Origin of the sequence: Rhizobium sp. BK591, from assembly GCF_014195045.1 — a bacterium.
In the GTDB taxonomy this organism is placed as follows: Bacteria; Pseudomonadota; Alphaproteobacteria; order Rhizobiales; family Rhizobiaceae; genus Rhizobium; species Rhizobium anhuiense.
Map to the genome: position 1 here is coordinate 672,834 of NZ_JACIAZ010000004.1, position 12,916 is coordinate 685,749.

Consider the following 12,916-nt stretch of genomic DNA (forward strand, 5'->3'; position numbering starts at 1 on the left):
ATCGTCATGGCGCAACCACCTGCACTCCCCATTCCAAAAGTCGCCCCGAGCCTGCGCGATGTCGGTTTTGCCCTCGGCATCGTCGGCATCATCTGCATTCTCTTCCTGCCGATCCCGCCATTCCTGATCGATATGGGCCTGGCCTTCTCGATCGCCTTCTCGGTTCTGATCCTGATGGTCGCGCTGTGGATTCAGAAGCCGCTCGATTTCTCGTCCTTCCCGACCATTTTGCTGATCGCGACGATGACCCGGTTGGCGCTGAACATCGCGACGACGCGCGTCATCCTGTCCCACGGTAATGAAGGCCACGACGCGGCCGGCGGCGTCATCGCCGGTTTCGCAAGCCTGGTCATGTCTGGCGACTTCGTCATCGGTCTGATCGTCTTCCTCATCCTCATCACCATCAACTTCATCGTCATCACCAAGGGTGCCACGCGTATCGCCGAAGTCGGCGCGCGTTTCACCCTGGACGCGATCCCCGGCAAGCAGATGTCGATCGACGCCGATCTTTCGGCCGGCATCATCGACGAAAAGGAAGCCCAGCGTCGGCGCCGGGAACTCGAGGAGGAAAGTTCCTTCTTCGGTGCGATGGACGGTGCCTCGAAGTTCGTGCGCGGCGATGCCGTCGCCGGCCTCATCATCACCGCCATCAACGTCTTCGGCGGCATCATCATCGGCTATTTCCGCCACGGCATGCCGATCGGCGAAGCGGCTGACGTCTTCGTCAAGCTCTCCGTCGGCGACGGCCTCGTCTCGCAGATGCCGGCGCTCATCGTCTCGCTCGCCGCCGGCCTTCTCGTCTCGCGCGGCGGCACCACCGGCTCCACCGACCAGGCTGTTGTCAACCAGCTGAGCGGCTATCCCCGCGCACTCTCGGTCTCGGCCGTGCTGATGTTCGTCCTGGCCTTGATGCCCGGCCTGCCGTTTGTCCCCTTCGTGATCCTCGGCAGTCTTCTTGCCTTCGGCGCCTGGTTCATCCCGCGGCAGGTCGAGGCGGAAAACAAGCTTCGCCGCGAGCAGGAGGAAAAGAAGGTCGTCCAGAGCAAGGAGCTGGAAAAGGATTCGGTCAAGTCGGTGCTGCGCACCTCCGAGATCGAGCTCGCACTCGGCAAGATGGTCTCGACGCGCCTGCTCGGCGCCCACCAGGAGCTCGCCTTCCGCGTCGGCAAGATGCGCAAGAAGTTCGCCACGCAATACGGTTTCGTCGTGCCCGAGATCAAGGTCACGGACGATATCGCCATCGCCGAGAAGTCTTACCAGATCCGCATCCACGGCACGACGGTCGCCTCCAATCTCTTGCGCGTCGGCGAAGTCCTCGTCGTCACCGGCGCCGGCCGCCGGCCGAGCATTCCCGGCGACGAAATCCGCGAACCCGCTTTCGGCATGCCGGCCGTCTCGATCCTCGAAAACTTCGCCGACGATCTGAAACGCGAGGGCTTCCAGCCGATCGACAACGTCTCGGTCGTGCTCACCCATATGAGCGAGGTCATTCGCAACAACCTGCCGCAGCTTCTGTCCTACAAGGACGTCAAGGTGCTGATCGATCGGCTCGACCCCGAATACAAGAAGCTCGCCGACGAGATCTGCTCGTCGCACATGTCCTATTCGGGCCTGCAGGCGGTGCTCAAGCTCCTGCTTGCCGAACGCGTCTCGATCCGCAACCTGCACCTCATTCTCGAAGCGGTGGCCGAGCTTGCCCCGCATGTCAGGAAGACCGAGCAGATCGTCGAGCACGTCCGCATCCGCATGGCCCAGCAGCTTTGCGGCGATCTTGCCGACAATGGCGTGCTGCGCGTGCTCAGGCTGGGCAGCAAATGGGATCTGGCCTTCCACCAGGCGCTGAAGCGCGACGCCAAGGGCGAGGTGATTGAATTCGATATTGATCCGCGCAGCCTTGAAGAGTTCAGCGAGCAGGCCACCAAAGTTATCCGTGAGTTCATGGATCGCGGCCTGCCATTCGCCCTTGTCACATCGCCCGAAACACGCTCCTATGTGCGTATGATCATCGAACGTTTGTTCGCCACGTTGCCTGTCCTGTCGCATGTCGAACTGGCCAAGGGCATCGAGATAAAGATTTTGGGCTCTATTTCATGATAACAGACCCGCAAGGGACCGTTCTGGCGCTGTTTCTGGTTTTCTGCCGGATCGGTGGCTGTGTGCTGGCTCTTCCGGGTTTCTCCTCGGCGCGCGTGCCCGAACAACTGCGCGTCTTCATTGCCGGCGCGCTGTCTATCGCCGTCATGCCGCTGCTTTGGGATACTGTCTATCCGGCCGTTCACACCGGTTCTGCAACCTATATCGGCCTGATCTTCAGCGAATCGCTGATCGGTGTGATGTATGGCATGCTGGCGAGGATCTATACGCTCGGCATGCAGTTCGCCGCCTCGATCATGGCCATGATGGTCGGCTATACCCAGCCGGGCTCCACCGACATCATCGAGGACACGTCGGAGAACAGCCTTTCGGCCTTTGTCACCTTTGCCGGCATCATGATTCTCTTCATCATGGATTTCCATCACATCGTCTTCCGCGCGCTGATCGATTCCTACACGACCATGCCATTCGGCGGCCTGATGCAGATGCGCGCGACGCTGATCTCCTTCACCGACACGCTGGAGCAGACCACCTACATCATGCTGCGGCTGTCGAGCCCGTTTTTGATCTATGGCATGATCTTCAACGTGTCGATCGGCTTCATCAACAAGCTGGCGCCGCAGATCCCGGTCTACTTCATCTCCACACCTTATCTGCTGATGGGCGGCCTCTTCCTGATCTATTTCTCGATTGCGGCGATGGTCAGCCAGTTCGGCCAGTCCTTCGGCTCGATTTATATCGGGCGATGAGGCGATGACCGAAAAGACGCGCTCCCAGAAACTCAAGCGACTGCTCTCGGTGCAGCGGCATATCGAACGGGTAGCCGAGAACGACCTGGCCGAAACCAGCCGCCAGCGCGTCGAGGTCAATGCGGCGATGGACGACGTCATCCTCGCGCTCGGCTCGATGGACCCGGTCCACCACGCCTTCTCGCAGAGCTACGCCGATCGATTCGGCAGGCTCACCATCAAGGACAAGCAACTGACCGGCATGCAGGAGGTCCACGAGATGCGGCTGGCGCGCGAGCGCGCCAAGGGCGATCGTTTCGAAGAGGGCATGAAGGAAGCCCTCGAGGCCGAGCGCCGCGAGGCCGACGACAATGCCGTCTACGATGTCATCGATCAGCAATTCGCAACGCCAGCCTCCAGCAAGCTTCAAAAACCATAGTCGTTACGATCTTAATTCAGAGGATTCTAACGTGGCTATTTCGCCCCCCAGTGATCTGGTCCTGGACGTTGTCAAAGCTGCCGACCCCATGGAGGTTCAGGCGGCCCAGGAAAAATTGAAGGCAAATCGTGCGGCCTTTGCCGCAACGAGCCTCGCCGAAAACGGCAAGGGCTTCTCCAATACGGTCGATGTTCTCGATCATATCGGCCAGAAGAGCGGCCTCGCCGACATCCAGAACCGCACCAAGGCCGAGGAAGTTCCGGAAAGCTACCGGAAGTTCGAGGCCATGGTTCTGCAGAATTTCGTCAAGTCCATGTTGCCGAGCGAAAGCGAAGACGTATACGGCAAGGGCGCGACCGGCGATATCTGGAAAGGCATGATGGCCGAGCAGCTCGGCAACACCATGGCCAAGGGTGACGGCATCGGAATCGCCAAGCAGATGTACAGCGAACAACTGCGCCGGCAGGAAGGCAAGATCGTCAATGCCTCGACCGACAACGATGACCGCAACACCGCGATCAGCATGATCGACGACTTCCAGCGTAAGACCTTTGGCACACCGACCGCCGAAGCCAAGACCGATCGAACAGGATGATTTTAGGCCCGTTGGCCTGAAATCTGAATCCTGTTCTCAATTAAAATCAGAGCATGGTGTCGTCCGAAAACCGCGCACACTTTTCGGCGCCATGCTCTAAGCGACGCATAACCGAGGGTACAATGGAAATAGTTTCGAACGAATACAGGATCAAATCCGTTCTCGGACGCCTCGAAATGATAATCGACAATGAGAACACCCGGATCGGCAGCGATCCGCAATTCGATCTCAAGGTCTCCAATGCGCATAAGAGCCGCTGCCTCTACGAGCTGTCGATGCTTTTCCGCGATACCGATCCGGCCGAGCTTGCCGCTGCCCATCTCGATCAGCTGCATGGCTTGAAGAAGAAGCTGGTTCTCAATGCCCGCCGCGTCGAGGCGCATCTCGAAGCGGTGCGTGCCGTCGCCGACCTCCTGAAGAACGCCGTTCAGGATGCCGATGCCGACGGCACCTATTCCCAGGAACAATTCGCCATGCGTGGAAACTGATGATCAAGCTCGTCCTCACCGGTGTCTGGGTTTGCGCCATCACCTTGGCATCGGTCTATTTCTCGGTGTACCTGGCGACCGCGCCGGCGCCTGCGGCAACCGATTCCAAGCAGAGCGCGCTCGAACTGGTGAAGGGCGAAACGATCACGGTACCGATCATCGGCAACGGCGCAGTCACCGGCTACTTCCTCGGCCGCGTTTCGTTCATGATGAACAAGGAGATGCTGAAGGGCGTGACGCTGCCGCTGTCCGAGATGACGACGGATGAGCTTTTCAGCCTGCTCGTCGGCAACAAGATGGTCGATATCGCCCACATCAAATCCTTCGATCCGAAGGCCTTCCGCGAAGAGATCAAGAAGGGCATGAACGAGCGCCTGGGTGGCGAATACGTCGCCGAAGTGATGCTGGAGCAGCTCGACTATCTCTCCAAGGAAGATGTCAAGGAAAGCTCCGCCGGCCAGCCGAAGAAGGTGGGCACACCCGTCAAGATTGTCGAGACCGCACCGGCCGGCGAAACGCCGGCGCCTCCTGCGCATTAGGCGACATCCGATCATTGACGACAAACGGCGCCACAGGGCGCCTTTTTTCGTTGGCGCCCATGGTTAATAAACCACTTATGCGAGCATTGAAATTCAAGGAATTTTCCTAAGGGTTGTTTGAAACCATCCTGTTATATCAGGTCTCACAGCTTGGCTTGCGCCGCCTTCCGGGATCGGGGTGACGCCGTCCCGGCGTCACGCGACCGGTTCTTTCGAGACCTCCGGTGCGGAAATATGGGCTTGTTTTCCGGGATGTCGGGCGCATGCAGCACCCTCGGCAGGAGGTAGGAATGAATCTGATTGCAAACTTCGCGGTGCTCGCATCGCGGCGGACGATTTTCGATCTGCCGGTCTGCGATCTCGGCTGGGACGACGCCCTCGTTTTCATCAACGAGCTGGCCTCCATTCCCGTCGGCCAGACCGTGGTTTGCTTCGTCAACGCCCACAACATGCTGACGGCGCTGCGCGACGACGAATATTACCGGATCATGTCGCATAATCTGGTGCTGCCGGACGGCATCGGTCTCAACATCGCATCGCAGATCGCCCATGGCGCGCCATTTCCCGCCAATCTGAACGGCACCGATTTCGTGCCGGCCTTCCTCACCTTCATGGAGGCCCCGCGCCGCATCGGTCTGATCGGCGGCACGCGCTCGGTCGTCGAGGCGGCGGCGGAAAATTTCCGCAGGCATACGCCCTGGCATGAATTCGTCGTCATTTCCGACGGTTATTTCGATAAGGTCGATTCCTCCGTCGTCACCGAGGAGCTGGAGCGCCAGAAAGTCGATATCCTGATCGTCGGCATGGGAACGCCGCTGCAGGAGAAATGGGTCCACGACAATATCCGCGCCGATCATGCGCGCCTGGTGCTGACGGTGGGCGCTCTCTTCGACTTCGTTTCCGGCGCCGTCCCGCGTGCGCCGAGGACGGTGAGGATGATGCGCCTGGAATGGGCCTATCGCCTGCTGCAGGAGCCGACGCGCCTCTGGCGCCGTTACGTCATCGGCATCCCGGTCTTCCTCTTCCATGTCCTGCGCTACCGCTTCCGCCGGCGCGAAAGGATCCTCAGCTACCCGGAAGAGCACGGCACCGCGCTGCAGCCGCGGTCGGAGCATAAGAAAGCGAGCTAGAGCGCGTCGCGCCAAAGGGCCGCGGTTTTGCCTAAAAACCAAGAGCTAAAGCGCAGGAAGCGAATCTGAAAGACGCGAAGCGCTTTTAGCTGACCCCAGTTTTTTACACGCTGCGGTTAACCATTTCTTTGCCATGAATATTTAGATTGGTTTAATCATCGGCCTCCGTGCGGATGAACGAAGCCGGCCATCATGTGCATGAGATGTGGCGCAAATGTACGATATCAGGGCCAGAAGCAGTTTTCACGATCGCGCAGCCGCTGAGCCGCGTGCCCATGACGATTCGTATCGATCGCCCCGATCGAAGCGGGCCGGTATCGCGCCGCCCGAGGCCGAACTGCTGCGCGCCATCGGCCGCGCGCTGGAAGAGCAGCGCGCCATGGCGGCGCACGCAGCACCGCTGGTCGACCGCATCGAAACCATCCTCGGCAACCGCCTCCGGGCCGCCAATGATGTCGGCCATCTGCTTTCTGAGGAGCCGGCGCGCCACGAGGAACTGGCTGCTCCGGCCGGCGAGCCGGTGCGCTCACCCGAACTGCTGGCCGTTATCCGTGAAGAACCCGCAGCGCCTCGGCCGGCCAGGCCGCGCCGTCGTCTGAGCGGCATTGGTCTTGCAATGACGATCGCCGTCCCGACGGTCGTCGGAGCGGGCCTGCCGGCGCTGATGCCGGCGTCGCCAACCCTCTACCGTGCCGAAGCGACGCTTGCGGTGAAGACAGATGCTGCAAGCCGCGCTGCCTTTACCCAGGCCGCGGCAAAGGGGCTGCTGACGGCGCGCATGGTTGCTTCGACGGTGGCCGCCCTGAAACTCGATCGCGATCCCGAATTTGCCGGCCCCGGCGCCAATGCGCTTGGCGTTGCGCTCGATCTCCTCTCGGCGACCGGTGCGGCTGCCGATCCGGCCTCGCGCGCCGAGGCGACACTGAAGCATGCGGTCGAGATCCTGCCCGATGCCGCCGCCGGCACGATCCTCCTGAGGGTGACAACAGGCGATGGCGGCAAATCCATGCGCATCGCTGCAAGGCTTGCCGAAACGGTTTCCGCAGCAGACCGACCCGGCGGCAACGGCGAAACCGACACCGCTTTGCGCAAGGCCTATGACGAGGCGAAGGCGGAGCTTGCCGCCTTCACGACCAAGAGCGGCGAGGGCAACGTCAAGGTGGCGATCGACCTTCGCCGCCAGATCGACGGGCTCGATGCCGATCTGAAACAGGCCGACCAGAACATCCTTTCCGCCAAGGCGCAGGCCGACCGGCTCAAGGCGGCGAAACTTGCCGAGGTGCTCGACGGTTCATTGCCCTCCGATATGCTCTCGCCGGCGCTGCAGGACTGGCGCGACAAATATGCCGTCGCCAGAACCGCGCTTGCCCAGCTTTCTGCCGAGCTTGGCCCGCGCCATCCGCGCCTCCTGCAGCAGCAGGCTGAAACCGATGGTCTGAAGGAGAATATGGGCAAGGAACTGACCCGTCTTGCCCAGACCGCCAATGTCGCCGCCAAGGCCGCCGTCGATGCGCGCAAGGGCCTGAATGACCGCCGCAACACGCTGATCGCCCAGAGCCGGGATACCGGCGTCGATCTTTCCCGGCTGACCGAACTCGGCGAGAAGGCCAATGCCGCGCGTTCGCGCCTGGAAGATGCGGATTCCGCATCGGCGGCAACGGCTGCCGACGGTCATATCACGCTGATGAAGCCGGCGCTGGCAACAGCGGTGTCGGCGAGGGATGGCTGGATTGGCCGCTTGCTGGCTGGCGCTGCCATGGGTCTGGCGGTCGGTCTTGCCGCGGCTTTCCTGCTGCGCCTGCGCCGGCCCATCGCTGCTGCCGCGCATGCGGAAATGCCGCTATCCCGGCCGCAGGCCTCGCCGCCGCCGGTACTTCCGCCCGTTCCCGCACCGGTCGACGAGATGGAGGTGTTGCGCTCCGAGATCGCCGGGCTGCGCGACCGGCTTCGTGTTCATGCGCTCGAAGCGCGGCAGCCGCTGCGCTGACGAACATTTCCTTGCATTTTTGATATTGCCTTGCTGCTTTCCGACAGGATAGGGCGTTAGCGGGCATTTGACGCTCGCCGACTATCCATAGATTGACGCGAAACAGGGCGGAGAGACGTGTGACGACAGTAATCGACGGCAAGAACGTAGCTGCATCGGTAATTCAGACGGTCAAGAGTGCGACGGCAGCGCTGGAAAAGAGCAGCGGCGTCACCACCGGCCTTGCGGTCGTCATCGTCGGCGACGATCCGGCAAGCCACGCCTATGTCAGCTCCAAGAGCCGCATGGCCAAGGAATGCGGCTTCAAGTCCGTCCAGCACACGCTGCCGGCCGAAACCAGGCAGGAGGAGCTGGCAGCCCTCGTCGCCACCCTCAATGCCGATCCCTCGATCCACGGCATCCTGGTGCAGCTGCCACTGCCGAAGCCGCTCGACAGCGAGCCGATCATCCAGTCGATCCTGCCCGAAAAGGATGTCGACGGCTTGAGCGTCGTCAATGCCGGCAAGCTCGCCACCGGCGACCTGAAGACCGGCCTGGTCTCCTGCACGCCGGCCGGTGCCATGGTCTTCGTCCGCCGCACCCATGGCGAGGATCTCTCCGGCCTCAACGCCGTCGTCATCGGCCGCTCCAACCTGTTCGGCAAGCCGATGGCGCAATTGCTGCTCAACGCCAATGCGACGGTGACGATCGCGCATTCCAGAACGAAGAACCTTTCCGAGGTCTGCCGCAATGCCGATATCCTGGTCGCCGCCGTCGGCCGGCCGGAAATGGTCAGGGCCGATTGGGTAAAGCCAGGTGCGACGGTCATCGACGTCGGGATCAACCGTATTCCGGCACCCGAAAGAGGTGAGGGCAAGACCCGGCTGGTCGGCGACGTCGCCTTCCAGGAAGTCTCGGCGGTCGCCAGCACCATCACCCCGGTTCCCGGCGGTGTCGGGCCGATGACCATCGCCATGCTGATGGCCAACACCGTCATCGCCGCTCATCGTACCGCGGGACAGACGCCGCCGCAGTTTTGAAGTTCGGGATGCTCTAAACCTGGGGAACAGGGCCGGTCGAGGCCCTGACGATCAGTTCGGTCTTCCAGAGCTCCTGGTCGGGGAAGGGGCCGGCTTGCTTTACCGTGCCGATCAGCCGCTGGGCGATACGGACGCCCGCAGCCCGCAACGAAGAGCGTGTCGTCGTCAGCGGCACCGAGAAGTTTTCCGGTTTCAGCAGCGGCAGCACGTCGTCATGGGCGATCAGCGAGATATCCTCCCCGAGCCGCAATCCCGCCTGGTTGACCGCGCGGATCGCGCCGAGCGCCAGCACCGTGCTGGAGCAGAGGATTGCCGTCGGGCGCTCCGGCAATTGCAGGAAATGTTCCATCGCCAGCAGGCCTTGTTCGTCCGTCATCAGCGTATGGCTCATGCTGCCCTCGTCGAGCACGAGTCCGCGTTCGGCAAGGGCTGATATGACGCCGTTCTTCCTGCGGATGGCGAAATCGAGATGCATCGGTCCGTTCATCAGCGCAAAGCGCGTATGGCCGAGCTGCAGCAACAGCCGCGTCGCATCGTAGAAGGCCGCTTCATTGTCGATATCGAGATAGGGATAGTCGGGCTCGGAACCGAAGGAGCGGCCGTGCACGACATAGGGCATGGAGAGCGATTTCAGCATGGCAAGCCGCGGGTCGTGCCCGCGCATATAGGCGACGAACATTGCATCGACATTGCCGCTGATCGCCAGGCGCCGGAGCGCGCCCACCTCGTCATCCGGATCGGCCGGCATGATGACGAAGTGGAAATCGTGGCGCACGGCCTCTTCGCCGAGCCCGGCCAGGAATTCGCCGAAATGCACGTCGGACTGGTGGCCGGGCGCCGTCGGCATGACGAGGCCGATCGAGCCTGCCTTGCCGGTCGCAAGCCGCTGCGCCGCCTTGTTCGGCCGGTATCCGGTTTCCTTGACAGCCTGGAGCACGCGCTCCCGGGTCGCCTCGTTGACCTCGGGATAACCATTGAGCGCTCGGCTCACCGTCGTCTGCGACAGCCCCAGCAATTCCGATAGCTGTTTGAGATTCACCTGTTATGCTTCCTCCGGGCCCGCCCTGCGGCCGTCTTGAAAAGGCCTGCCGCCTCCCAGCGACATTCAAAGCGCTTTCAAATATGTAGCATTTGGCGCGCTTGACTCAAGAAAAATCGCTCCATATTTCCCGAGAGGCGTCGCTGCGCTGCGATACCCCGCGTGTTCACGGCGGGTTTTCGCGAAATGACTTGACTCCATTCCACCGAAAGTGAAATGAGTTGGGTGTCAAAGCGCTTTGAAATTTCCATTTAAGGGAGTTCGGCGCAGTTGGGATTGTGATGGGAGGTTGATCACATGAAAAAGTCATTTTTGATGGGCGTTGCCGTGGCAGCGCTTTTTGCCGGTACTGCGTCTGCAGCCGATCTGAAATTTGCGCCGGGGCAGGATTCCAAGTTCAACTGGAAGAGCTATGACGAATTCAAGGCCGCTCATGCCGATCTGAAGGGGCAGCCGCTGACGATCTTCGGGCCGTGGCGCGGCGAGGACGAGGCGTTCTTCCAGAGCGTTCTTGCCTATTTCACCGAAGCCACCGGCATCGATGTCAAATACTCCTCTTCCGAAAATTACGAACAGCAGATCGTCATCGATACGCAGGCAGGCTCGCCGCCGAACATTGCCGTTCTGCCGCAGCCTGGCCTCCTGGCCGATCTCGCCAGCAAGGGCTTCCTGACACCGCTCGGCGATGACAACTCCAAGTGGATCAAGGACAATTACGGCGCCGGCGACAGCTGGGTCGGTTACGGCACCTACAAGGGCAAGGACGGCAAGGAAGCCTTCTACGCCTTCCCTTATAAGGCCGACGTGAAATCGCTCGTCTGGTATGTTCCGGAGAATTTCGAGGAAGCCGGCTACAAGATCCCGACGACTATGGAAGAGCTGCATGCCCTGACCGACCAGATCGTCAAGGATGGCGGCGTTCCCTGGTGCATCGGTCTCGGTTCCGGCGGCGCCACCGGCTGGCCGGCGACCGACTGGGTCGAAGACCTGATGCTGCGCATGCAGCCGCCCGAAGCCTACGACAAGTGGACGACCAACGAGCTGAAGTTCACCGATCCGGCCGTCGTTGCTGCGATCGACGAATTCGGCAAGTTCGCCAAGAACGAGAAATACGTCGATGGCGGCGTCGCCGCGGTGGCCTCGACCGATTTCCGCGACAGCCCGAAGGGCCTCTTCGCCGTTCCGCCGAAGTGCTACATGCACCATCAGGCCTCGTTCATCCCGTCCTTCTTCCCTGAGGGCACGAAGCTGGGCCAGGATGCCGACTTCTTCTACATGCCGACCTATGCGTCGCATCCCGAGCTTGGCAAGCCGGTTCTCGGCGCCGGCACGCTCGTCTCGATCGCCAAGGACTCGAAGACGGCCCGCGCCTTCATCGACTTCCTGAAGACCCCGATCGCGCATGAGGTCTGGATGGCGCAGTCGAGCTTCCTGACGCCATATAAGGGCGTCAGCACCGAGGCTTATGCCAACCCGCAGATGAAGAAGGAAGGCGAGATCCTGACCTCGGCCACCACCTTCCGCTTCGACGGTTCCGACCTGATGCCGGGCAAGATCGGCGCCGGCGCCTTCTGGACGGGCATGGTCGATTTCGTCGGCGGCAAGTCCGCCGAAGAGGCCGCTGGCGAAATCCAGAGCGCCTGGGACGGCATCAAGTAATCTTCAAATTATGCCGCCGGCTTGCCGGCGGCATGGCTTGCATGACTGGCCGGGCTCGAAAAGAGCCCGGCCATCGCAGGATATATTGTGATTGGGCAATACAAAGAGATTGACCATGACCGGCGTTGACCCGTCAGCATAAAAACCGGTTGGGATAAGATCAGGGGAAGCAGGGGAGGGACGAAATGCTGTCGCAGATAGTGTCCGCTTTGGGCGTCGTGGTCGTCGCCGTTTTCGCGTGCTCGGCCTATTTCTATTTTTCGAACAAGATTCTGGATCTCGCTCTGCCGGTGAAGGATGGCGACATCCGCGCCGCATCGCGCAATCTCAACCGCCGCGCGCTGATCCGGCCGTGGTTGTTCATCGGCCCGGCGCTCTTCCTGCTCATCGTCTATCTCGTCTATCCCGTCGTTGCGACCTTCATCCTCTCCTTTTACGACCGTGCAGGTCTGCAGTTCGTCGGCCTCGCCAATTACAAATGGGCGATCGGCGACCGCGAATTCCGCCAGTCGATCTTCAACAACATCCTCTGGCTCGCCGTCGTGCCGGCCGCCTGCACCTTCTTCGGCCTCGTCATCGCGGTGATGACCGATCGCATCTGGTGGGGCAATATCGCGAAAAGCATCGTCTTCATGCCGATGGCGATCTCCTTCGTCGGCGCGTCGGTCATCTGGAAATTCATCTATGAATATCGCGGCGGCAACGACGTTCAGATCGGCCTGCTGAACGCCATCGTCCAGACTTTCGGCGGCACGCCGGAGGTGTGGATCTCCATTCCCTTCTGGAACAACTTCTTCCTGATGGTCATCCTGATCTGGATCCAGACCGGTTTCGCCATGGTCATCCTGTCGGCCGCTCTGCGCGGCATCCCCGAGGAGACGATCGAGGCCGCCGTCATCGACGGCGCCAATGGCTGGCAGATCTTCTGGCGCATCATGGTGCCGCAGGTCTGGGGCTCGATCGCCGTCGTCTGGACGACGATCACCATCCTCGTCCTCAAGGTCTTCGACATCGTGCTGACCATGACCAACGGCCAGTGGCAGACGATGGTGCTGGCGAACCTGATGTTCGACTGGATGTTCCGCGGCGGCGGCGATTCCGGCCGAAGTGCGGTTATCGCCATCATCATCATGCTCGCCGTCACGCCGATCATGGTGTGGAACGTGCGCCGCGCCAATCGCGAACTGAAGGGGCACTGA

Annotated in this window: 12 protein-coding genes; 11 read left to right on the top strand and 1 reads right to left on the bottom strand. The window is 61.3% G+C overall.

Features of this window, described 5'->3' with window-relative positions; genetic code table 11:
- Positions 1-6 precede the first annotated feature (6 nt).
- The 9 genes from flhA to folD all read left to right on the top strand — a co-directional run bounded on the left by flhA (position 7) and on the right by folD (position 9,019).
- The gene (flhA, locus tag FHX10_RS21480; protein WP_047613614.1) at positions 7-2,094 is read left to right on the top strand and encodes a flagellar biosynthesis protein FlhA; all 2,088 of its coding nucleotides are present in this window, start codon (positions 7-9) and stop codon (positions 2,092-2,094) included.
- A complete protein-coding gene (gene fliR / locus FHX10_RS21485; RefSeq protein WP_047613616.1) occupies positions 2,091-2,843 on the top strand; it encodes a flagellar biosynthetic protein FliR in 753 nt (250 codons plus the stop codon). Before flhA ends, fliR begins: the two co-directional genes overlap by 4 nt.
- 4 nt (positions 2,844-2,847) lie before the next feature.
- Positions 2,848-3,261, top strand: a complete 414-nt coding sequence (locus FHX10_RS21490; protein WP_047613619.1) for a hypothetical protein — start codon at positions 2,848-2,850, stop codon at positions 3,259-3,261.
- 31 nt (positions 3,262-3,292) lie between these two features.
- Positions 3,293-3,856 (top strand): rod-binding protein, encoded by a 564-nt coding sequence (locus FHX10_RS21495; protein ID WP_047613620.1) that lies wholly within the window; start codon positions 3,293-3,295, stop codon positions 3,854-3,856.
- 122 nt (positions 3,857-3,978) lie between these two features.
- Complete coding sequence (locus FHX10_RS21500; protein WP_047613621.1) at positions 3,979-4,344, top strand: hypothetical protein; 366 nt, start codon at positions 3,979-3,981, stop codon at positions 4,342-4,344.
- Positions 4,344-4,883, top strand: coding sequence for a membrane protein (locus FHX10_RS21505; RefSeq protein WP_047613623.1), 540 nt, complete (start codon positions 4,344-4,346; stop codon positions 4,881-4,883). Before FHX10_RS21500 ends, FHX10_RS21505 begins: the two co-directional genes overlap by 1 nt.
- A gap of 290 nt (positions 4,884-5,173) precedes the next feature.
- Positions 5,174-6,013: a WecB/TagA/CpsF family glycosyltransferase gene (locus FHX10_RS21510; protein WP_097595979.1), complete on the top strand. Its 840-nt coding sequence runs from the start codon at positions 5,174-5,176 to the stop codon at positions 6,011-6,013.
- A 214-nt stretch (positions 6,014-6,227) separates the two neighbouring features.
- Positions 6,228-8,000, top strand: a complete 1,773-nt coding sequence (locus FHX10_RS21515) for a succinoglycan biosynthesis protein exop (RefSeq protein ID WP_184390178.1) — start codon at positions 6,228-6,230, stop codon at positions 7,998-8,000.
- A gap of 119 nt (positions 8,001-8,119) precedes the next feature.
- Positions 8,120-9,019: a bifunctional methylenetetrahydrofolate dehydrogenase/methenyltetrahydrofolate cyclohydrolase FolD gene (gene folD, locus FHX10_RS21520; RefSeq protein WP_029868027.1), complete on the top strand. Its 900-nt coding sequence runs from the start codon at positions 8,120-8,122 to the stop codon at positions 9,017-9,019.
- Positions 9,020-9,032: 13 nt separating this feature from the next.
- Here the strand turns inward: folD and FHX10_RS21525 are convergent, their stop codons facing one another.
- Positions 9,033-10,058 carry a LacI family DNA-binding transcriptional regulator gene (locus FHX10_RS21525; protein WP_063476339.1) on the bottom strand — a complete coding sequence of 342 codons (1,026 nt, stop codon included), beginning with the start codon at positions 10,056-10,058 and terminating at the stop codon, positions 9,033-9,035.
- A 297-nt stretch (positions 10,059-10,355) separates the two neighbouring features.
- Between FHX10_RS21525 and FHX10_RS21530 the strand changes: the two genes are divergently transcribed.
- Both FHX10_RS21530 and FHX10_RS21535 read left to right on the top strand, forming a co-directional pair.
- On the top strand, positions 10,356-11,717 hold the full coding sequence (locus tag FHX10_RS21530) for an ABC transporter substrate-binding protein (RefSeq protein ID WP_063476340.1): 1,362 nt from the start codon (positions 10,356-10,358) through the stop codon (positions 11,715-11,717).
- 185 nt (positions 11,718-11,902) lie between these two features.
- Positions 11,903-12,916, top strand: a complete 1,014-nt coding sequence (locus FHX10_RS21535; RefSeq protein WP_029868023.1) for a carbohydrate ABC transporter permease — start codon at positions 11,903-11,905, stop codon at positions 12,914-12,916.

Bases quoted from the DNA above. Each gene is read 5' to 3' on its own strand.
- FHX10_RS21535 (WP_029868023.1), top strand. From the start codon at position 11,903: ATGCTGTCGCAGATAGTGTCCGCTTTGGGCGTCGTGGTCGTCGCCGTT.
- FHX10_RS21510 (WP_097595979.1), top strand. From the start codon at position 5,174: ATGAATCTGATTGCAAACTTCGCGGTGCTCGCATCGCGGCGGACGATT.
- flhA (WP_047613614.1), top strand. From the start codon at position 7: ATGGCGCAACCACCTGCACTCCCCATTCCAAAAGTCGCCCCGAGCCTG.
- FHX10_RS21505 (WP_047613623.1), top strand. From the start codon at position 4,344: ATGATCAAGCTCGTCCTCACCGGTGTCTGGGTTTGCGCCATCACCTTG.
- FHX10_RS21490 (WP_047613619.1), top strand. From the start codon at position 2,848: ATGACCGAAAAGACGCGCTCCCAGAAACTCAAGCGACTGCTCTCGGTG.
- fliR (WP_047613616.1), top strand. From the start codon at position 2,091: ATGATAACAGACCCGCAAGGGACCGTTCTGGCGCTGTTTCTGGTTTTC.
- FHX10_RS21515 (WP_184390178.1), top strand. From the start codon at position 6,228: ATGTACGATATCAGGGCCAGAAGCAGTTTTCACGATCGCGCAGCCGCT.
- FHX10_RS21530 (WP_063476340.1), top strand. From the start codon at position 10,356: ATGAAAAAGTCATTTTTGATGGGCGTTGCCGTGGCAGCGCTTTTTGCC.
- FHX10_RS21500 (WP_047613621.1), top strand. From the start codon at position 3,979: ATGGAAATAGTTTCGAACGAATACAGGATCAAATCCGTTCTCGGACGC.